We start from the raw sequence: 20,383 nt of genomic DNA, 5'->3' as shown, positions 1-20,383 counted from the left end.
CCCATCTGGCTGGAAAACCGAGTGCCTTCAGATCAACATCAAGAGCCAAGGCAAAAGCAGAAAAGGGAAAAGCAGACCCGGTTTTTCCTGGCAAAACGGCGAGGCTCCGGCACCGCAGCTTTTCTCTTGCTCTCAAATATAAGAACTCCGTCTCGCTTAAAAATTTTCAAGAGGGGGGGGTGGACAGGATGTCGCATCTATAAAAGTAATGTCGCTTTTTGGAAAGTTTGTCCGAGGCCGGCCTACGTTTTCAGCAATTAGAGTCGTTCCCCCTGATTGATTTCGGTGAGCGTTTAGGAGGCCAAGCGTGCCAGATCATGTATCGATATCGCACCAATCCCCAGGCTGCCAGCACCGCTGCGGAACGCTCAGAAATCGTCACATGTGTGGTTAAATTTCGATGGTGAAATCAGGCGAGAAACCCGTGGGCTCGCCAGGATAACCTCTCGGGTTCGATAACACTCTGCAGCCTTCAACAACCGTGTCCACTGCTTGATGAGTGTGACCAAAAATCCAGACATCAGCTTGAGCGACCAGATCATGCCACTGATTGAAGTACGCTGCGCCGAGATGCCCTTCGTGACCCTCGCCGGCGACATCTTGGATGGGGCAATGGTGGGTTATAACGACAGTCTTGCCGTCAAAGTCCTTCGCCAACTCTGTAGCTAGGAACTCGCGTGTTGCGATATTTCGAGCGATGAGATCGACAGGACGAAGCTTGCTGTAGCCCTCTCCGGTGCGGATCCTCTTGAAGTCGGTCATCCACTCCGCACAGACCCTCATCGCCGCTCTGTAGTCGCCCGTAGCCGTGTAGTCCGTCCAAGCTGTAGCGGCCAGAAAACGCGTGTTACCGATGATCAGGATTTGGTTTTCTAGGACGTGCACGTGCTCAGCAGCCGAATCACGCATTTTTGTGAACGTCCGGTCTAGATGGCCCTTGTAGAACTCGTGATTGCCGCAGACGTAGATCACCTGACATTTGAAATTGCCGTTCGCCCAGTCTACTCCGCGGCCACGCACTGAGATGTCGCCGGCCAATACGACCAGATCAGCACCCGTGGCGGGAGGATGAAATTCAGCGAACTCCAAATGAAGATCTGAGTAGATTGTGATTCGCATCGTATCGCCAGGTCTCCGTATCGACAGGCTAATTGGCTCTCTGGTGCATCCAGCGAAGCGGGGGCCCTGCAGGAAATAGCTGCTTCCCTAGGCTATCAGCGTACGGAGATACCAAACGCTGAGAATTCATCAATCAACTTTTTCCGACTCAACATTTTTGGAAGCCTGAACACATTGCGATAGCCGTAATAAACCCCCATCGGGATGATTATCAAACCTAGCCCAAATGTCGCTGTAGCAGCGATAACTCCGCCAGGAATAGAGAGCAGCGCAACCACAATTCCTTTTAAGACCGTCGCCCGTGCAATCACCCGAAAATCATCGAGATCATATTCAACTTTACCATTAACTTTTTCATAAGCGATTAGGACAATAGATTTTTTTGCCACATGCTTGAAATACCAGGTTCGCGGGACATCTTTAGCCATAGCTCCGTGCCCTCTAAGATACTTAGGTACTACAACTTGCTTAAAGTAGAACGTATTGCCTTGCTCATCCTCCAGCCGCACGCGACTATAAAGCTCATCAAGATCACCGATAGCTTGGAGATCATAGTTCTTGATAGTGACAACCATTTTTTTTAGATCAGACATGCATTTTTCCTTAATCATGCAGAGCTGCGATTTTTCCCGGAGCCTTGGGCATTAGGTCGGGAGCCCCGGTCAGCCTGCACGCAGGATCAAAGCCTGGGGCACGCCGTCGATAACATCTTCAATGAAGAGCATGTGGCTCACGGCTACGTAACAGGAACCATTTTCCGTAATGTACAAAGTGTAACCATGCTCTTGACGCACCTCTTGAACTGCGCTTGTTGTAAAGGTATCTCCGTCTTCATAGCGATTGCAGGCGTCATTAAAAACCGCACCCCTCACGCCCTTATCCTTCAGGCGTGCATCTAATAAAAAGCCCGTCACTGGATGGCTGAATTGTTGCTGAGCCGCCTCAGCTAATTTTTCCCGATAGTTATACATTGCGCTCTCAGCGTTAATTTAAATCTCAACAGTAAAAACTGGAAACCACAGCCTTCCTTTGGGTAGCCTCGAGGATTACTCACTATTCGACAGCCATCAAAAGTCACTTCAACATGGCTATGCGTACGCCCAAAGACCCACCGAGCTGTGGAATTCATGGTTGCCGCTGACGGCCATACGCGACGTGAAGGTGTTCTGGGCCCCAGCCATGCCCCTCCCGTTGGTATGTATGTCGCCCGCCAGGATCACGAGACCTACGTCAGCGTCGTCCACGTCGAGTGGAGGCCCTTTCGAGAACTCTAAGTGCAGGTCTGAGTAGCTTTTCACTCTCATGTCAACAACGGCTCTCCGGATCAGGCTGGCAGGAACGGACTAAACGTTTTCCCAGAAAATTGACGTCGCTTGAGAACGTACTCGCCACTCGCCACCTCTAAGGAGGATTTAGCAGAGTATTGAGCGCGCATCATGTGATGCGACACGCCTTAGACAGTGATGAAGCTGCTGCCCAGGTGAACGCAAGGGCACACACAAACAGAGGTGCCGCTGGAATTACTATAAGGGTTTGAGTCGAACTGCGCAAACGCGGCATATAGTGGGATTTCCGGTACGGGATGCTCATGCTCCGGCAAGCTTTTGCTTCAGCACTCAAATTCATGCGCCTTCGACGCCAAGTCTTTCAAACCGATTTCGAGGGCGGCGTGTCCCAGTCGCACGTCTCTCGCCTGGAAAGGAGCGAATCGAGCGTCACATTGCAACGGCTCGATGAGATCGCCGGCCTGCTGAAAATCCATCCCCTCACCCTGATCGCATTGACGTATGGGGCTAGTGAAAAAATGCCTCCGGCGGAGCTGTTGGAGCTTGTCCGTAATGAGCTAGAGGCTGTTGATGCGCTTGAGCAGCCGCTCTCGATTGACGATCAAACCGCGCCCCATCCTCGTGTCATCGAAGCGGGAAAATTGCGCGATGAAGTTCAGCGATTGAAATCCCTTGGCCACTCGAAAGCGGAGACCTCCAGGATGCTGGGTATCTCAAAGTCGACGGCTGCGCGCCACTGGTAGAGCCGTGCGGATTTTTCGGTGGAATTGGCTGGGGGATGCATCAGAGGGGCGTCTGTTGAAGACGGGGAGGCGCAAGGATCATCACGATCTTGCTCACTGATCAACCTGCTCAGGCACGACCTCAACAGCCAGCCTTCAAATGCCTCATGAGCGTCGAAGCTGTTGATTAAGCCCCGCCAGCCCTAGTCGATTGACGCAGGGTGAAAGGTCTAGGCAGCAATGAGGGGCCTCCTCACAATCGCTAGACTGTAAGTGGGCCCTGAGCTCGAGCAATTGCGTTGTGATGTCAGTACCGGCAGAGAAACTTCTGGATCCGCTCATTAGGACTGTTGAAGAAGCTTTCGGGTGGCTCGTCTGCCACCACTACTCCATGCTCCATGAACACGATTCGATCAGCAGCCTCACGAGCAAAACGAAGCTCGTGGGTTACCACCAGCATTGTCATCCCTGAGCTAGCCAATGACCTCATGACCGAAAGGACTTCATCTCGAAGTTCGGGATCCAGCGCAGATGTGGGCTCGTCGAAGAAAATTACCTCCGGTTCCATTGCCAAGCCGCGCGCAATGGCCACCCGCTGCTTCTGCCCTCCAGACAGCTTTGCAGGATAGCTCTGCTCCTTGCTTTCAAGGCCTACCTTTGCGAGCAATGTCCGTGCACGCGCATAAGCCTCAGCTTTTGCGATTTTCTTGATACTGATGAGGCCTTCGGCCACATTCTGCAGAGCCGTCATGTGCGGAAAAAGGTTGAAGGATTGAAAGACCATCGCGGTTTTTAGTCTGAGCAGCTTTACCTGGCGCTTGGACTCGCTATCGAGCTTACCGCCCACCCCAACTTCGACACGATGGCCACAGACTTCGAGGCTCCCTCCGTCTGGCTTCTCCAACAAATTGAGCGAGCGGAGCAACGTAGTTTTACCCGATCCGGATGGCCCCAGAACTACCACAACCTCGCCGCTATTCACTTCGAGGTCAATCTGATGAAGGACATTCAGTGAGCCAAACGACTTACGCAGACCACTGACACGTATTTTCGAATTGCTCATCGCATATGCCTCGTCCAGCGACCTTCCAGCCAGGTTTGTAGAATTGTCAGTAGCTGATTCACTACCCAGTACATGGCGCCAACCATCACAAACATTTCCATGTATTTGAAGGTAGCGGCACCTACCTGCTCCGCCACACGAGTGAGTTCCATAACGGTGATCGTTGATGCCAGGGACGTGTCCTTAATAAGCGCGATCAGCCGGCTGCCCATCGGCGGGAGCGCAATTCGAAATGCCTGCGGGAGAATGATTCTACGTAAGCAAACCCAATAGCCCATGCTCATGGAGTCGGCAGCTTCCCACTGCCCAGGATCGACGGAGTTGATACCCGAGCGAAAAATCTCACTCAGGTAAGCGGCTGCGAATAAACTCAGTGCAATCAAGGCTGAGGGTATAGGGCTTACGACGATTCCGTAATGAGGTAGACCGAAGTAGATCAGCAGCATCTGCACCAGCAGCGGTGTACCACGGAAAATGGATACATAAGCGAATGCAATGGTTCTCAGTATCCGAACCTGGGAGTTTCGGAGCAGCGCGATGGCCAAGCCCAGCACGCAGCCAAGCACGAACGAAGCAAAGCCCAAACCCAGCGTCATTAGAAACGCCGTCTGCAATAGAGGCAACGAGCGAAGGAACAGATCCCACATATCACTTGTCCTCGGCTAGCTCAGCCAGTGCTGCATCGATGCCTCTAGTCATGTGGTAGTCCGTACCAATCCACTTGGCTGAATATGCGTCAACCGTGCCGTCCTTGACCATGCTATCGATAGCACTGCTGATGGCATCTCGCAAAGAATCCTTACCCTTCGCGACTACGGGTGCCGACAACTGATAGGTCAGCGGCTCACCAACCGCTTTGATGGGTAAATTATTGGTTTTTTTGAATTTCTCACCACCAAAAAGGGAAGAGAGCACGCCATCAACTCGGCCAATGGCCAAATCGTTGAACAGTAGACCGCCATTTTCATACGCACGAATATCGGACGACGTCATATGCTTGCGGGCCCATGTTTCGTTGCTACTGCCAGAGGTCACGCCTACAGACTTCCCTGGCATGTCCTTGATGCTTTTGATGGAGTCATTGTTCTCTTTGACAAAAATATAGAACTGCTCGACACCATACGGGTTTGCAAAATCGACCTGCTTACGACGCTCTTCGGTGGGTGTCACGTCGTTCATGACCACATCGTACTTATCTGTTTTCAACCCCTCGACAAAATTCTTAAAACTGTCCGCTACAAACTCGACTTTCGGCACCCCTATACGCTTTGCCACTTCTTTTGCAATGGCGACATCATAGCCAGCAGCATTATTATCCTCCCCCAAGTAGCTCCAAGGCGGACTCGACTGGGTGTTAGCGACTCGAATGACACCACGCTCTTTAATGACCTTCAACGAGTCTTCAGCACAAGCGCTCATCGAAACACCGCACAACATCGCAACACCCAAAACGACACACGTAGTGAACTGCTTCATTAATATTCATCCTATATTATATTGCAGAAACTCTGCTGCTTATGGCAGGATTAAATTTCATCGCAATCTTATCTGTCGCAAGATTTGCATCAATACAGTATGCGGGAATACGCAGCGAGTGCCTGTTGAAGGTCTTCCCGTAGAATTTCTTCGTCTTCTAGTCCGATGGACACGCGGATAATGGATTGATCGGTAGGCGAGAAGCGCCTCGTGGCTTGCTGGCTTGCTGGGTAATACGCAATCAGACTGTGCGTGCCCCCCCAACTTGCACCAATCGGAAACTCTTTCAATGCGTTGAAGAACACACCAAATTGTTCTTCGCTAGGAGGTGCTTGCAGTACAAACGAGAACAAGCAACCGGGGCCTTTGAAATGCTTCTTCCAGATCTCATGCCCAGGATGGCTTTCTAGCGGGGGATACAATACCTCCTTGACTTCAGGCACCGTCTCCAGCCATCTCGCAATGCGCAGTGCTTTTTGCCCTTGCTCCTTGAGGCGCAATGCATAGGTCTGCAGCCCTCGTTCGACCAAGAAGCAGTCATCAGGGCTTACAGCTTGACCGAAAATGCTCTGCGCTTCCCGAAGCACACCGTAGAGCTCGAAGTTATCAAGGCTGACACTTCCCATGAGGACATCTGAGTGGCCGCTGAAGTACTTAGTAGCTGCTTGAACAACAAAATCAACACCGTGCTCAATGCCCCGGAAGAACAAAGGGCTGGCCCAGGTGTTGTCCAGCATGGTCAGCACACCATGACGTTTGGCGATTTCGGTGATCGCAGCAATGTCCTGCATTTCCATCGTGACAGTGCCTGGGGCTTCCATGCAGATCATCTTGGTGTTGGGACGAATCAGCGCTTCAATTTCAGCATCGATGGTGGGCGGATAAAACTCCACATCCACACCCATGTTAGCAAGCCACTGCCGGGAGAAGGTTTTGAGTGAGCCATAGCATGACTCTGAGATTAAAAGGTGATCCCCTGCCCTAACAAAAGCCATGACCGTCGTGATCAGGGCCGATGCCCCAGAAGGCATGAGCACGCAGTGCTTTGCGCCCTCAAGATCCGCGATTCGACGCTCAAGGCCGCGAGCGGTTGGGGTGCCGGTGATACCGTAACTGTAGCCGTCGGGTTGACGCTCTTTACGAGAGACGAAGTCTTCAAAGGTGTCGAAGACGACTGTGGAGCCCCGCCAGACTGTGGGTGATAGGCTGGCAAATGGGTTTCCAGCGTGATCCATATACTTCATTCAACGCGCCCTGCGATGTCAATATTGGTGGATCACATCTTGCGACAGGAATAACGGTGTGGCTATATTTTGAATTATTAAGCCAATAAGCAAAGGTTATAGCTTCCGATGAATCTCCGCGAAATCGAGGCCTTCAGGGTTGTCATGAATGCTGGCAGCACTAGCAAAGCCGCCAGCATGCTGGGCGTTTCCCAGCCAGCAGTCAGCCAGGCCATTCGTAAGCTGGAAAGCAATGCTGGATTTGCGCTGTTCCATCGCATCCGTGGGCGTCTAGTACCAACCCAAGAAGCCCAAGCCCTGATGGTCGATGTCGACAGACTTTTCGTAGGCATGGAGGCAATCGAGCACCGGATGAAGAGCTTGCGAAATTACGGCACGGATCGACTTACGGTTGCTGCGCATCCTGCACTAGGCAGCGCATTCATGCCTCGTGCGCTGGCCAGCTTCGATCTAGCGACTCGAAACCTCCGCGTCTCCCTGAAGGTACTCAGCAGTCGCGAGGTTCATCAGGAGGTATCGTCCGGGCAGTGCGATTTCGGGCTGATGGCTGACGAGATGCCAGTGATGGGACTGGAGCACTCCGCGTTTCTCGACGTGCCAGGGGTGATTGTGATGCCGAAGGGACATCCATTGGCACACAAGACCGTGATCGATCCGACTGACCTGGCAGACCATGATTTTCTAGCCCTTAATCCGGAAGATAGCAGCCGGCTGCGTCTGGAGGACGCACTGCAAGCGGCTAACGTTGCACTCAACGTTCGGATCGAAACGCCCTATGGCCACGCCATTTGTGAGTTAGCGCTTCGGGGAGTGGGGGTCGGTTTTGTGAGCCCCATTTCCGTGGTCGATTATCTGGATCGAGGCCTGGAGGTAAGGCGGTTCGGGATCGACGTCAAATTCAGCAGTTTGCTGCTTTTCCGCCCCGGAATGCCGCTGGGAGAGAATTCGAAGAAGCTCATTTCCAACCTGAGAATTCAGCTGAAGAAAGACTTGGATATGGTGCACAGTCATCTAGGAGCGTAACCCTCCCCCCGCTGGGCAACCTCCATTACCGTTGGTAAATCCTGCTTATCCTATAAGCAGTACTTTTAGACCTAGTAGTTCGTACGGTTGTCTCAGGGTGCCCAGTCAGTAGGCTTGAATACGCTAGTAGCTCGGGCACTTTCCGGGTGTGGTGAGGATGAAGCTGGCTACTTCCTCACACCCAATGTGAGTCCTCACGGGAAAGTAGTTACCCTGCTTAGGCATATCACGTCCAAGGGAGAGATATGAAATTGAAAATTGGTGTGATTGGTGCCGGCGTCATTGGTCTATCGACTGCCCGCGAGCTTGCGCTCAAAGGTGCTGACGTAACGCTCTTTGAGGCTGGGTCAGTGGGAGGCGGAACCAGTTCGACCACCTACGCGTGGATCAACTCAAACGGGAAGTCCCCTTTGGGTTACCACCATTTGAACGTGGAAGGCATGCGGGAGCATCAGCGCCTTCAGAAGCAGAACACTGATCGCGCGCCCTGGTTCGACGAAAGCGGGACGCTAGAGTGGGCAACGGATAGCGAGCGTACCAAGCGGTTGAATGCTCGAGTACTTTCCTTGCAGAGCAAGGGATACCCTGTTCAGTTACTCCGGATCGATGAGATCAAGCGCCTCATTCCAGAGCTGGTAGCACCTGCGGATGGGATTGATGTGTGGAGCTTTCCAACCGAGGCAGTCCTTTCTCCGTCAATTTTTCTCGCATTCTTGCGTAGCGAGCTGGTGCGCCTTGACGTGAAGATTCTCGAACATCATCAAATTACAGATATCGCAGAGCATGCCGGAGGAGTAACGCTGACGATCAATCAACGAGGTAATTGGGAGGGAAACTTCATTGTGTGTGCAGTCGGACGATGGACTGCACCAGTGCTAGCCAAGGCCAACGTTCAGATCGCAATGATCGATGCCGACCAGCCTGGGAAGATCGGATGTAGTTTCTTGGGATACACCACACCGGCCCAAATCCAGTTGCGCTCAAACCTCATCACCCCGGAACTCAACATACGCCCGGATGGAGGTGGAAGATTGCTGCTGCAGGCTCCTGACCTTGACCATGCTGCGGATCCGGGCACAATTTACGAACTAGACGGCGATGTGGGACGAGAGTTGCTGGCTCGATTGGGCCGTGTCTTCCATAACACGCAGGAGGTTCGCCTTGAGCGTCTGCTTGTGGGGCAACGCGCACGTCCGGCTGATGGCTTGCCAGTCGTGGGCTATATATCAAGTCACGAGCGCCTGTATGTGATCGCAACACATAGCGGTATGACCCTGGCACCAGTGCTGGGAAAGCTCTCTGCTGAGGAGTTGATTGATGGTGAGCGGTCGCCCTTACTAAAAGGCTTCGAACCGAATCGACTGATGGGCAAGACAAGTACCGACTTCAAGCCCATCGAGACGATCCATTTCCCTGCTGCCCAGTAGGTTGAACAAGCTCTAATGACACAAGATACCAGCTCTCAAAAACGCATCCGACAAATGGTAACCGGAGTAAGATTGCTTGAGCGACCAGCCGCAGAACGCAGTGACTGAACCTGTCCTGCATGTGATGCTGTCGTTATCGAGAGCAGTACCTTAAAGAGAAAGCAGCTATGAGCACGTTTATCGAGCGCAATCCTAAAGAGCGAGTCGTCGAAGAAGCATTTCGAATACTCGCCGAGAACGGCTACATTTCTACTCGACCCGACCCCGCAGACAAAATATTCGAGGTTGCAGAAAAGCTGAGGCTCCGTGCGCAGCTTAGCAGAGAGGAAGATCAACCATCCGAACAGCAGTAAGGATACTACTGGATAGTCCTGTAACGCCTTTTTCATGGATCAGCCCTGAACGGGACTTAAGGCCGTTTTGTTAAGGTATCAATGTAATTAATCATCGTCCTCTGTATGCCTCTGACTGCCACGTTACCAAGGATGTAGGGCCAATAGATCTTGCCCAAAGGGTTTAGGTGGAGGCATGGGCGCGAAGCCTGCTCACTTTTGAACCCTTTCACATATCGCTCGTGGTGACCTGCTTCACACACACCTCCAAGCGGAAATCTGACGCACATCAGCGACCTCAAGCGCCCTGAATTCTTAGCTTAGTGAACTGAGATAGCCATACGTAGGCGGCGGGTAACGCTGTATACAGAAGCCGGTGTGCCACCGCATTCGAAATCTCGTGAAGCTGTTGAACGCGGCCTCGGAGAAAACCCTTCCCTTCGTCTAATAGGCTTGGCCGGCCAAAAAAAATCCGTAAGAATGTCATTTGGCCATTACCCACCTCATGGAACACTCGTATGCCACGGAAGCGAAAAGGGAGCGGCGGCGGGCCGATCGCTCTGTACGCCTTGTTATTCGTTGTCGCCCTATTGGCGCAGATTCCGAAGCAGGTATGGATTGCACTCGGAGTCATCCTGGGCATAGGGGTGTTGATATGGGCGATCAGACGCCCTTCCCGCGACAATCCCAATGACGCAGAGGATGAGCTCATGGCTGAAATTGCCACAGCTACCCTGCAAGCAAACTCACCTAGTGTTCCCGCCCAGTTCAGCGCAGCAAGCTCGCGCGCGAGCGAACCTGAATTCCATACAGTTCAAGTAGGCACTCCATCCAATCAGGGCTTCACCATTCCCAAGCCCCCGCAGCCGATTGGGGTGCGTTGGCTCGCCGAAGGCGAATCCTTCAACGTCGCAGGTCTCGCCATACCAGGCGGTATGCTCTACATCACCGAACGCGCAACCCAATTCGGTCATTCCGAGCCCTCTTTGATTGATGCAACCCTTCGAGTTGCACGATCCCCTATGAGCCTCACCGATCGGCAAATGCCCTACTGGCCTAGCTACAAGAGCATCACGCCAGAGGCACGTCGGGCCTATCTGCAATGGCTGGCCGGCGGGCGTCGTCAGCCAGCCGATGCTGGCTACGTATTCCTGTTCTTCTATGGGCTTGAACGGCGTGCGCTGATTGATGCGCCAACCGACCCACAGGCGAAGGCTGAACTGCCTGCGATCAAAGCCGAAGTGAGGCGTCTGATAGATCTCTACGGCGGCAACTCCTCCTTCCGCGGCTACGCAACACGCTTCCTCGCTCATCTCGACTCAGGCTCGCTCCAGGCTCAGAGCTATTTGAGCGAGCCGCCCACGATGAGCGCCGACGGTTATGAACTGCCGATGTCACTTCGCGTCGCTCTGGGTCAGATGGCCGTGGACAAATTCCCACTGAACCCAAGCTGGGCATTGGCTTGGGCGCAGTCAGAGCCGAACATCTCCAGACGCACACCTGTGACTCGTTGCCCGGAGCAGTTTGCAGCACTCTTCAAAAACGAGTTCGCAAAGCTCTACCCCAACGGGATCGTGCTGGCTCAGAACAAAACCAAGCTCAAAACGGCCTATCGCCCAGCCTCCGCCACACTGAACATTCCGGCTGAATCCGTGGGTGACTTACCGGACGTGAGTGCTACCTCTGGCACCCGAAACAAGCTGCAGGTCATCGTTGAAGACTGCACGAACGTGCTCGACCCTTATAGTCGGTACTTGGGGCGCAACCCGGATGCAGCGGGCTCGCTTGAAGCCATCCTTCAGCTACCCACTGAACTCTGGCCTGCGGAGGCTCAAACTGAGCTCGATCAGCTTGCGCATCGTGTGGGCGGTGAAAGTATTTGCATGAGCTTCGGGGAGTTGGCCGGGCGATTCAAATCCGCCGGCGCGCTTTCACGTGACAAGGTGATCGCGCTGGCCCGGGCACTGGAGAGCAAGCGCATTGGCTTGGAGCCCGATGTGCTCTCCGGTAGCCGCACACCTAAAGCTGAAGACACCATCGCTCTGTTCGCCGCTGACTCGGAGGAAGGCTCTCTTCGCTCATCGGACGCCTACAACGCCGCAGCTGTGACCCTGGATCTGGCCAGCGCTGTCGCTGCGGCAGATGGTGACACCTCTCTTGAAGAAGTGAGCTTACTGTCTGGGCACATCGACTCGTGGGATCACCTCTGTGTGGCCCACCGCAAGCGCTTGAAAGCCCACCTGCAAATTCAGCTGAAACAGCCCCCTACCCTGGCCAGCCTCAAGAAGAAGCTGGAGCCTTTGACTGCAGAGGCTAAGCGAAAAATTGCGAGCTTCCTGGCCCACCTGGCCCAGGCAGACGGCGAGGTCACGCCGCAAGAAGTGAAGCTGCTTGAGCGAGTTTACAAGTCATTGTCGCTGGATCCGCAGTTCGTCTACAGCGATTTGCACAGTGCTGCGGTACTGCCTGCTCGTCAGGTGGATACAGTGACAGGGACGGCAAGCCCAACGATAGCTAACAAGCCGGCACAGACATCCGACGCAGGCTTTGTCCTGGACATGGACAAAGTCGCTCGCCTGCAGCAGGAGACGGCTGAAGTATCAGCGCTGCTCGCCAGCGTATTCAGCGACGAGGTCACCGCTGAAACTAGTAATGCCCACCCGCCTGAAGTCACTCAAGAAGCGGAAGAAAGCGCTGCGGAGCAGCTTGCCACCGTTCATGGCCTGGACGTGGAGCACTCAGCCTTCTTACGTCTATTGGTTTCACGAACCGAATGGAGTCGTGCCGAGCTTGAGGACGCTGCGAGCGACATGGAGCTCATGCTGGATGGCGCATTAGAACGGATTAACGACACCGCCTTCGAGCTCTTCGACATGCCGGTAACCGAAGGTGACGACCCGATCGAAATCAATCCCGAAATTCTGGACGAATTAGCCCTATGAGTAAGATACGTGCCAAGGATCGCGACGCGGTCATCCAGTCACTACGTGCAGGCGTTGTACCTCGCGTTGGCCAGCATTTGATTCAGGTGGGCCGGGCCGGCGAGCTCGACTCGCTGCTCAAGGATGTTGATCGCTTGGCCGATGGTGGTTCGGCCTTCCGTGTGGTCGTGGGTGAGTACGGTGCAGGTAAGACCTTCTTCCTGAACCTGGTGCGCGGTATCGCCATGGAGCGCAAGCTAGTCACCATGCATGCTGATCTGAACCCGGATCGTCGACTCCATGCCTCCGGTGGGCAAGCTCGGTCGCTGTATTCTGAGCTGGCCAAGAACATGGCCACAAGAACGAAACCCGATGGTGGTGCACTCCAGGGCATCGTCGAAAAATTCATTTCCCAGGCCAAGTCTGAAGCCAAAGCCAAGGGTGTGGAAAGCGAAGCCGTCATTCGTGAGTACCTGGCAGAGCTCACTGAGATGGTTAATGGCTACGACTTTGCCGAGGTCATCGCAGCTTACTGCCGTGGTTTCGAAGAGGGAAATGAGCAGCTGAAAGCAGATGCCATCCGCTGGCTGCGTGGCGAATTCTCCACCAAGACAGATGCGCGAGCTGCACTTGGTGTGCGCACGATCGTCGATGACGCATCGGTTTACGACCAGTTGAAACTGCTTGCGCGCTTTGTGCGGTTGGCAGGCTTTGGCGGTTTGATGGTCTGCCTCGACGAGTTGGTCAACCTCTACAAGCTTGCGAACACCCAAGCCCGTAACGCCAACTACGAACAGATCCTGCGCATTCTGAATGACTCGTTGCAGGGTTCTGCAGAAGGTCTCGGCTTTGTCTTAGGCGGCACACCAGAATTCTTGATGGACACTCGCCGCGGCTTGTACAGCTACCCTGCGCTCCAGTCCCGTCTGGCAGAAAACACCTTTGCCAAGTCTGGCCTGGTTGACTTGTCTGGCCCGGTCATTCGACTGAGCAGCCTGACACCCGAAGATTTCTTCGTGCTGCTGCAAAAGCTCAGGCACGTGTACGCCTACGGTGAACCTGAGAAATTCCTGCTGCCGGATGAAGCGATCCCAGCCTTCATGGCTCACTGCAATCAGCGACTGGGGGAGGCTTATTTCCGCACGCCGAGGACTACGATCACAGCGTTCATCAGCTTACTTGCGGTGATCGAGCAAAACCCTGGAGCAGATTGGCGGTCGCTGGTCGGCGCTGTGGAGTTGGCCAAGGATGAAGGAGCCCAGCAGGATCTAGAAGTCGAGGCCGATGATGAGCTCGCCAGTTTCAAGCTCTGATTCTTCATCATTCGAGCGTCTGCACCCTGAGGTTCAGCAATGGATCTGGTCGCAGGGCTGGACGTCGCTACGCGATGCGCAGGAGTGGGCGGTGCCGGCCCTAATTGGCGCCGACCAGGACGTCATCATCGCGGCCTCGACTGCTGCAGGTAAAACCGAGGCCGCTTTCCTCCCCGTCCTGAGCAACCTCTTGAACGATACGAGCACCGCAGGCGCGGTGCTCTACATCAGCCCCCTGAAAGCCTTGATCAACGATCAATGGGACAGGCTGAGCAGACTGTGCGAACGACTGGAGATTCCAGTCGTCGCGTGGCATGGGGACGTGTCCGCAAGCAAGAAACAACGCTTTCTCAAATCACCTGAAGGCATTCTGCTGATCACACCTGAGTCGCTTGAAGCACTCTTCGTGAACCGAGGCTCAAGCTTGCCAGGTGTTTTTCAAAACCTACGTTACATCGTCGTGGATGAGCTTCACGCGTTCATTGGCAGCGAGCGTGGAAAGCAATTGCAGTCTTTGATGCAGCGCGTGGAGACAGTCGTTGGCAGGCAGCTTCCACGTGTGGGCCTATCTGCCACCTTGGGTGAGATGTCTCTGGCTCAGGTGTTTCTAAGGCCGAACAACCCTGAGCAGATCACCGTCATCAACTCGACTTCGACAGGCCAGGAGCTGCAAGTTCAGGTACGCGGCTACATCGAGCGTCCAATGCAGCAGGTGGTTGCCGACCATGGTAAGCGAGAATCCTCTGAGGACGCTGCAGTAGGCGAGGAGACCGAAGAGTCAGGCTCCAAAGTTGCGATCGCCGGGCACCTCTACAAGGTTTTACGCGGGCACAACAACCTTATCTTCCCTAACCGGCGCCAAGAGGTGGAGTGGTTTGCAGATCGGCTGCGGTCGCTGTGCGAAAACGATGGCGTTCCCAGCGAGTTCTGGCCACACCATGGCAGCCTCTCAAAAGAGCTGCGAGAAGATGCTGAGCGTGCCCTGAAAGCCGGCGATCCACCCGCTTCAGCTATCTGCACGACGACGCTTGAGCTCGGCATTGATATCGGAAACATCAGGACTGTTGCCCAAGTGGGATGCCCTCCCTCCGTAGCTAGCCTGCGACAAAGGCTAGGAAGATCGGGACGGCGCGCAGGCGAGCCTGCCATCCTGAGAGGCTACTGCCGGGAGCGCCTGCTCACGGATCAGTCCGACCTTTCCGATCAACTGCGTGAAGGGTTGGTGCAAACCGTTGCCATGATTCGCTTGCTGGTGGCCGGTTGGTTTGAGCCCCCTCGTTCGCAGGGAATGCATGCTTCCACGCTCGTTCAGCAATGCCTGTCGACCATTGCCCAAATGGGCGGCGCCAGCGCTGCCCAACTGTGGAACGATCTCATTGCCAGCGGCAGCTTCGCGAGCGTAACGAAGGGCGATCTGATGTTGCTGCTCAAAGGCATGGGTGAGAAGGAGCTGATTGTCCAGGACAGTTCTGGTCTGCTCCTGCCAGGTGCGCTGGGGGAGCGTCTGATCAATCACTATGAGTTCTACACCGCCTTTACCAGCGATGAGGAGTTCCGACTGCTCAGAGATGGCAAGCCACTGGGATCTCTGCCCGTTAGCCGGCCACTCTCCAAGGGGCAGAGAATCATCTTTGGTGGCCGACGCTGGCAGGTTCAGGATGTAGATCTTGAAGCCAAAGTCATCGTGGTCACCCCAACGCGCGGCGGCGAGCCACCCCAATTTGACGGCTTGGGCGCTCAGATACATGACCGCGTTCGAATGGAGATGCGGAGTGTTCTTTTGGAAACAGCACCCTGCCCTTTCTTGGACAAGCAGGCTCAATCGTTGCTCCAGGAAGCGCGGCAATCATTTCATGCCCTCGGGCTCGGGGAAAAGTCGATCGTGGGATCGGCTAGCGCCAGCCATCTTGTGACTTGGCAAGGCGACTACACCAATGATGCCTTGGCTTTGCTGCTGAGGCATGTGGGCATCCAGTGTGAGAACTCGGGACTTTTTCTGGACATCGCATTTGGTGCGGAGGATTCACTGAAAGCATTGCGTACCGTCGCTCAGCTAGATGTCTCTAATCTGGAGCCCATTCTCGAGAACGTGGAAAACATGATCCGAGAGAAATGGGACTGGGCTCTTCCTCGACCGCTTCTGATGAGGTCGTTTGCCTCAAGTCACCTAGACCTGCAAGGTGCGGTGAAAATAGCTCGAAAAATTAGTGAGAATGAGTGAGGAAGCTTGGGCCCGTTCAGTAGAGGACAAAGTGATGGGCGCTTGTCAATCATGACTGCGCCAAGCTCTCAAATAAGAACTGGCACGAACCAAAAACGGCCATAAGGCCGTTTCTAGCTTACCGCCGGTGCACGCGACAAATTACGACACCCAGCTTTCGACTTCGTCAGAACCGTATTCAGCTTTCCACTCTTTCAGAAGCTTGTGGTTGCCGCCTTTTGTTTCGATGATTTCCCCGTTATGCGGGTTTTTGTACTGCTTGACCTGACGGGCACGGCGAGGAGCCTTCTCTGCAGCTACCGGGGCAGCACGGCGACCAGCCTGCGGATCCAGCAGGTTGATGATATCTCTCAGACTGTAACCATACTTTGCAAGCAAATCGCGCAATTTGGTTTCAAACTCGATCTCGTTCTGAAGCTCGCTGCTACCTTTCATGGCCTCCAATTCGGCCAATTGTGCGGCGAGTTTTTGCTCGAGCTGTCTGAATTCCGCCAAACGGGACATGTAAATACTCCAAAATGTGATGAGTGATCTGTAGAGAATCTTAACGCAGTTTAAGTTCAAATCCAAATGAAAATCAGGGCCACCAATCCTCGGGCTTTTTGCCACTGCTCCAGTAACCATATTCAGAATTTGGCAAATCCACAGACAAGTCGACAACCTTCTGAATATCTACTTTTAGAGGATCGAGCAGCTCGATTTGTTGCGTAGCCCAGCTAACCCAAATAGCCAGTGCCATTTGAGATGCTACGTCCTGCGGTGACGCATCAATCGTCGCCTGAATAAACGCACGCAGTCGCTGAGCTCGCTCCCAATTTCCCAGGTTTTTCATTAAATTTTGACGCAGCTTTTCCTGACGACGCTGCTGATCAATCTTCTCTTTCCTTACATGCTCCTCTTCGGCCCAACGACGCCGATTGGTTTCGTCAGATGACCTTCGGATTTTCACAGAGGCAGCAATTCGAACAAGTCCTGTCAATATCTGACCAAGCTTCGATTCAAGCTTACCGGTCTTACTGTCCGTCCAAGTTTTTCGGATCAAAACCTCTGATCGTGCGTCCACGATGAGGGATAGCACGCCAGTAGGTTCCCAGCCAAAGCGGGCTGCTCTCATAGATGTGAAATCAGGCTCCCACCTCTGACCAGGCTTGAAAGGCTTGGGGGGCCGCGGAGGGATATCGTATCGTTTAATCCACTCTTGTATCGTGATCAGTAAATCCTCACCGTCCAGGCGTACGAAGCTTCCATTGTCATTTACACCCCACGTGTAGCCCACGGCCTCACTCGCACTGATCAGGCTGTCGTACAGAATCGCGCACCGGACAATTTCCGTCGAAGAAATGTGGGAACTCAAAACCCGCGACTTCTCTACTACTAGCGCGCCGTTGAGCTCCTTGGCTTTCTTCGCTGCAGCGAGCCATTTGCTCACCAACGGATGCGGGTCTACCAATTCCGTTGGAACGATTAACGTGCCGAGGTCTTTGACTGGGCTCTCAGGCTTAGGTTTCTCTGATTTTGGGAGATCCAGAACATGGAACGTGATGGGTATAGTGGAGACTGGCGCTTTTGGGCGCCGGGGCCTTTTCGACTCTGGCTTAGCCCAGTGGCCGCGGGCAGGTAATGTAATTCCGGCCTTGCGGCAGGCCTACATCAGATACGCCAATTTCCTTGGCGACTATCAAAACCGGTCGCGCCCAGACCATCTCGAATAGCTGCTGAGGAGTGAAGCTCTTTTCGACGTACATCACTGATCCTTTGTAGCGCCCGAGGAGTTGTAGCAGTCGGCGTAAGGCTTAGTATCTACTCGACAACGAATGTAATCAGGGCCGCCATCGCTGCACCAGACGGCCCACACCTAGTCAACAGACGACCTCTCTCTCAACGAATCTGCTGAGCATGCATCCGCGTCAACGCTGAGCAGCCTGGCACTCATCGATGGTTTGAAACTGCACAGCTCAGAACCCCACTCGCCCCCAGCAGAATGTGTCGCATGAGCTACCAATCTTTAATGTCAGCCATCACATTCCTAGGCATACATACGCCGGACGTAGCTGTCCCCATTAGGTATCAGTGAGCTTCACTCATTTTTTGTGACTCAAAGAAAATTTTTGAACGCAAAATCAAAGCAGTGGCCTTCGGCCAAAAGGGCGACTCCCCGATGCCCCCACCGGAGGGCATGGAGAAGGTCAGTTCAACACGATTCGAAGCAGAGCAGCAGCAACAGCAACAGCAAAGGCGTCAGAAATCGCATCTCTCTCTGGGGAAAAAACGATGCATCGAAGGACGCTGCTTTTTTGTTTGCCTTCAAATATAACAACTCCGTCCCGCAAAAATTTTTTATAGGGGGTGAAGGTTAAAGCCGTCGTTTTTTTGACCGTAATGTCGCATATAAGTGAGAAAATCGGGCTGAAAAGGCCCCACGGAGAGTGCGCCATCTCCCGGGGCACAGTAAGCGATTTGCTGAGATCTTCAGGCTGTCGCTATCCAGAAGCCTAAGGGCGTATAACTCCGGGTCGAAGTCATCCTATCTGGCCACAAAAATACAGCAGGCAACACCCCTAGCGGGCCGTCCCCCTGACCGGCTCTTCCAAAGTGATCAAAATGTTGCGAGACAATTAGCAGACCGTCTTTAGTTCGATACTCGATTCAGTGCCGCAACGGTGAGGCTCGAAGGTGTCCTTTACGATGATCCTGCCCCGACGCTGACGCCCTGGCAGTCACAATGGAAATACCCAACGAGTTCGCATCGGTCGTGCGGTCATTAAGGCTGGAGCATCTAAACCAGGATCTTAGGCACGTCAACAGCCGATAGATGTCGCTCGCCATCCTGTGGTAGACAGAGATTTCAATGGCCTTGGGTCAAAAGTGTGTTCAACTCCTGCTGCCTCAGAGAGCGTATCAAGCCGGGCTCCATCAAAAAACATGCCAGGAATAATTGACATTAAAGCGAATAGTATCAACATCCGATCCATACTTTTGTCTGATCGGTATGTAGCGAAGCTGTATCGCTAGGTTCTTCAAGGCCCCCGTCTGAAATACATAATCAGCAATAAAATCAGTTTCCGTCTCTTTGTCCCTCGCTAAGCCAGCTCCGCGATCAATCTGCGTGCCCTTGCTAAAGCGGGTAAAAAACCGACCTCCAGGCAGGCCAATTCCAGCCATATTGTAGACATGACGAATTGACCAAGAGTGCTCATTGGGTCGGATGAAGCCGAGTGAAGACCACCCTACCAAAGCAGTGACATCTGTGTTACCGCTGAGTAAAGGGTATCCCGTTTGTCCCAACATCCTCTGATACGTTGCCCCAATCAGATGGTTTCCCTGGGTAAGGCTTAGCCCGACACCATAGTTCCTATTATCGATATCCCCACCTCGACGATCTCCATCCGCGCGAAAATCGTTGAGTCGGACGTCAAAGCCCAGCACCGTCCCCTCACCAAAGTGTGTCCGGGTCTGAACCCCCACATAACGCTGTTTATAAATATCATGCAAAACAGATTGCCAGTGGCTGAGTCTAAAATTTTGGCTTACATCGTAGTCAGCGCCGAAAAAATCCAGCCCATCATCACTCGCACTTCCTTTGCTTTGATTCATCAAATATAGTTCTGCGTGCTCTGAGGACTCTCGGGTTACTTGAGACCAGAAGCGCCCTCCAGTGAGTGTCAGACCTTCCAGGTCGCGGTTCTGTACCACAGCACCTTGCGCCACTGACGGCAATTGTCGAGATGTCTCACTACCCATTATTGGATAATTGGGCTGCTGATCACCTATCCAAGCATCAGTCTGATTGTACCTAAGTTTGAGCGTCGCACCGGCCCTACCATAACTCGGCGTGGTCTTCTTTGAATCATTGCCAAACGGTAATGAGCCATCATTCCCCGAAGAGTCAAGGCGAAGTGCATACTGAGCATTGAGGTCAAACCCAAGCGAAACGGGAGTGTCAGTGTATCCCGATGAGAATTTTCCGAGCACACCTTGCGACCAGCTATACTGTTTTGATATTGGCGCCTTATCATTTACGAAATTTCGATTCATGTAGAAATTTCTAAAGTCCAACACTAGATTACTGTCATCGAACGTATCGGCAGATGCAGCTTGCGCAAATAAAGGAAACACAAGCAGGCAACGTGTTAAAGATTGGAAGGTACGGTACATGTGAGTTCCAACGATGCCGCTCGCCAAACAAATTCCGGGCGAACGAAAGCCACCGACCTATCGGCCAGCGGCAAGATTAAA

17 protein-coding genes are annotated in these 20,383 nt (G+C 53.5%); 7 read left to right on the top strand and 10 right to left on the bottom strand.

Annotated features, from left to right (window positions below; genetic code table 11):
* Positions 1-390 precede the first annotated feature (390 nt).
* The 3 genes from IAE37_RS06325 to IAE37_RS06315 all read right to left on the bottom strand — a co-directional run bounded on the left by IAE37_RS06325 (position 391) and on the right by IAE37_RS06315 (position 2,090).
* On the bottom strand, positions 391-1,119 hold the full coding sequence (locus tag IAE37_RS06325; protein WP_201171066.1) for a metallophosphoesterase family protein: 729 nt from the start codon (positions 1,117-1,119) through the stop codon (positions 391-393).
* Between the two features lie 95 nt (positions 1,120-1,214).
* Positions 1,215-1,712, bottom strand: a complete 498-nt coding sequence (locus IAE37_RS06320) for a hypothetical protein (RefSeq protein ID WP_201171065.1) — start codon at positions 1,710-1,712, stop codon at positions 1,215-1,217.
* 69 nt (positions 1,713-1,781) lie between these two features.
* A complete protein-coding gene (locus IAE37_RS06315) occupies positions 1,782-2,090 on the bottom strand; it encodes a hypothetical protein (protein WP_201171064.1) in 309 nt (102 codons plus the stop codon).
* A 617-nt stretch (positions 2,091-2,707) separates the two neighbouring features.
* Between IAE37_RS06315 and IAE37_RS06310 the strand changes: the two genes are divergently transcribed.
* Positions 2,708-3,148 carry a helix-turn-helix domain-containing protein gene (locus IAE37_RS06310; protein ID WP_201171063.1) on the top strand — a complete coding sequence of 147 codons (441 nt, stop codon included), beginning with the start codon at positions 2,708-2,710 and terminating at the stop codon, positions 3,146-3,148.
* Positions 3,149-3,434: 286 nt separating this feature from the next.
* Here the strand turns inward: IAE37_RS06310 and IAE37_RS06305 are convergent, their stop codons facing one another.
* The 4 genes from IAE37_RS06305 to metC form a co-directional block, all read right to left on the bottom strand.
* Positions 3,435-4,190 (bottom strand): amino acid ABC transporter ATP-binding protein, encoded by a 756-nt coding sequence (locus tag IAE37_RS06305; RefSeq protein WP_201171061.1) that lies wholly within the window; start codon positions 4,188-4,190, stop codon positions 3,435-3,437.
* Positions 4,187-4,837 (bottom strand): amino acid ABC transporter permease, encoded by a 651-nt coding sequence (locus tag IAE37_RS06300; protein WP_117139587.1) that lies wholly within the window; start codon positions 4,835-4,837, stop codon positions 4,187-4,189. The genes IAE37_RS06305 and IAE37_RS06300 overlap by 4 nt, the downstream gene beginning before the upstream one ends.
* Position 4,838: 1 nt before the next feature.
* The gene (locus tag IAE37_RS06295) at positions 4,839-5,666 is read right to left on the bottom strand and encodes a transporter substrate-binding domain-containing protein (protein WP_201171058.1); all 828 of its coding nucleotides are present in this window, start codon (positions 5,664-5,666) and stop codon (positions 4,839-4,841) included.
* 89 nt (positions 5,667-5,755) lie between these two features.
* Positions 5,756-6,910 (bottom strand): cystathionine beta-lyase, encoded by a 1,155-nt coding sequence (metC, locus tag IAE37_RS06290; protein WP_201171055.1) that lies wholly within the window; start codon positions 6,908-6,910, stop codon positions 5,756-5,758.
* 108 nt (positions 6,911-7,018) lie between these two features.
* Here metC and IAE37_RS06285 point away from each other — a divergent pair, with 108 nt between their 5' ends.
* The 6 genes from IAE37_RS06285 to IAE37_RS06260 all read left to right on the top strand — a co-directional run bounded on the left by IAE37_RS06285 (position 7,019) and on the right by IAE37_RS06260 (position 16,147).
* Positions 7,019-7,933, top strand: coding sequence for a LysR substrate-binding domain-containing protein (locus tag IAE37_RS06285; protein WP_201171052.1), 915 nt, complete (start codon positions 7,019-7,021; stop codon positions 7,931-7,933).
* 245 nt (positions 7,934-8,178) lie between these two features.
* On the top strand, positions 8,179-9,360 hold the full coding sequence (locus IAE37_RS06280) for an NAD(P)/FAD-dependent oxidoreductase (RefSeq protein ID WP_201171049.1): 1,182 nt from the start codon (positions 8,179-8,181) through the stop codon (positions 9,358-9,360).
* A 167-nt stretch (positions 9,361-9,527) separates the two neighbouring features.
* Entirely contained in the window at positions 9,528-9,713 is a 186-nt protein-coding gene (locus IAE37_RS06275) for a hypothetical protein (protein WP_201171047.1), read from the top strand.
* Between the two features lie 497 nt (positions 9,714-10,210).
* Complete coding sequence (locus IAE37_RS06270) at positions 10,211-12,634, top strand: tellurite resistance TerB family protein (protein WP_201171046.1); 2,424 nt, start codon at positions 10,211-10,213, stop codon at positions 12,632-12,634.
* On the top strand, positions 12,631-13,926 hold the full coding sequence (locus IAE37_RS06265; RefSeq protein ID WP_201171045.1) for an ATP-binding protein: 1,296 nt from the start codon (positions 12,631-12,633) through the stop codon (positions 13,924-13,926). The genes IAE37_RS06270 and IAE37_RS06265 overlap by 4 nt, the downstream gene beginning before the upstream one ends.
* Positions 13,927-13,969: 43 nt before the next feature.
* Positions 13,970-16,147 (top strand): DEAD/DEAH box helicase, encoded by a 2,178-nt coding sequence (locus IAE37_RS06260; protein WP_328822702.1) that lies wholly within the window; start codon positions 13,970-13,972, stop codon positions 16,145-16,147.
* Positions 16,148-16,288: 141 nt separating this feature from the next.
* Here IAE37_RS06260 and IAE37_RS06255 read toward each other — a convergent pair whose 3' ends face one another.
* The 3 genes from IAE37_RS06255 to IAE37_RS06245 all read right to left on the bottom strand — a co-directional run bounded on the left by IAE37_RS06255 (position 16,289) and on the right by IAE37_RS06245 (position 20,302).
* Positions 16,289-16,651, bottom strand: a complete 363-nt coding sequence (locus tag IAE37_RS06255; protein WP_117139596.1) for a histone-like nucleoid-structuring protein, MvaT/MvaU family — start codon at positions 16,649-16,651, stop codon at positions 16,289-16,291.
* 73 nt (positions 16,652-16,724) lie between these two features.
* Positions 16,725-17,576: a hypothetical protein gene (locus IAE37_RS06250; RefSeq protein WP_201171043.1), complete on the bottom strand. Its 852-nt coding sequence runs from the start codon at positions 17,574-17,576 to the stop codon at positions 16,725-16,727.
* 1,484 nt (positions 17,577-19,060) lie between these two features.
* Positions 19,061-20,302 carry an OprD family outer membrane porin gene (locus IAE37_RS06245; protein ID WP_201171041.1) on the bottom strand — a complete coding sequence of 414 codons (1,242 nt, stop codon included), beginning with the start codon at positions 20,300-20,302 and terminating at the stop codon, positions 19,061-19,063.
* Between the last annotated feature and the right edge of the window lie 81 nt (positions 20,303-20,383).

Origin of the sequence: Pseudomonas sp. S31 (genome assembly GCF_016648105.1) — a bacterium.
In the GTDB taxonomy this organism is placed as follows: domain Bacteria; phylum Pseudomonadota; class Gammaproteobacteria; order Pseudomonadales; family Pseudomonadaceae; genus Aquipseudomonas.
This window is presented reverse-complemented; position numbering and strand designations above follow the sequence as displayed.

Coding starts and splice junctions, on each gene's coding strand:
- IAE37_RS06275 (WP_201171047.1), top strand. CDS start 9,528: ATGAGCACGTTTATCGAGCGCAATCCTAAAGAGCGAGTCGTCGAAGAA.
- IAE37_RS06245 (WP_201171041.1), bottom strand. CDS start 20,302: ATGTACCGTACCTTCCAATCTTTAACACGTTGCCTGCTTGTGTTTCCT.
- IAE37_RS06255 (WP_117139596.1), bottom strand. CDS start 16,651: ATGTCCCGTTTGGCGGAATTCAGACAGCTCGAGCAAAAACTCGCCGCA.
- IAE37_RS06305 (WP_201171061.1), bottom strand. CDS start 4,190: ATGAGCAATTCGAAAATACGTGTCAGTGGTCTGCGTAAGTCGTTTGGC.
- IAE37_RS06315 (WP_201171064.1), bottom strand. CDS start 2,090: ATGTATAACTATCGGGAAAAATTAGCTGAGGCGGCTCAGCAACAATTC.
- metC (WP_201171055.1), bottom strand. CDS start 6,910: ATGAAGTATATGGATCACGCTGGAAACCCATTTGCCAGCCTATCACCC.
- IAE37_RS06325 (WP_201171066.1), bottom strand. CDS start 1,119: ATGCGAATCACAATCTACTCAGATCTTCATTTGGAGTTCGCTGAATTT.
- IAE37_RS06280 (WP_201171049.1), top strand. CDS start 8,179: ATGAAATTGAAAATTGGTGTGATTGGTGCCGGCGTCATTGGTCTATCG.
- IAE37_RS06320 (WP_201171065.1), bottom strand. CDS start 1,712: ATGTCTGATCTAAAAAAAATGGTTGTCACTATCAAGAACTATGATCTC.
- IAE37_RS06310 (WP_201171063.1), top strand. CDS start 2,708: ATGCTCCGGCAAGCTTTTGCTTCAGCACTCAAATTCATGCGCCTTCGA.
- IAE37_RS06300 (WP_117139587.1), bottom strand. CDS start 4,837: ATGTGGGATCTGTTCCTTCGCTCGTTGCCTCTATTGCAGACGGCGTTT.
- IAE37_RS06265 (WP_201171045.1), top strand. CDS start 12,631: ATGAGTAAGATACGTGCCAAGGATCGCGACGCGGTCATCCAGTCACTA.
- IAE37_RS06285 (WP_201171052.1), top strand. CDS start 7,019: ATGAATCTCCGCGAAATCGAGGCCTTCAGGGTTGTCATGAATGCTGGC.
- IAE37_RS06270 (WP_201171046.1), top strand. CDS start 10,211: ATGCCACGGAAGCGAAAAGGGAGCGGCGGCGGGCCGATCGCTCTGTAC.
- IAE37_RS06295 (WP_201171058.1), bottom strand. CDS start 5,666: ATGAAGCAGTTCACTACGTGTGTCGTTTTGGGTGTTGCGATGTTGTGC.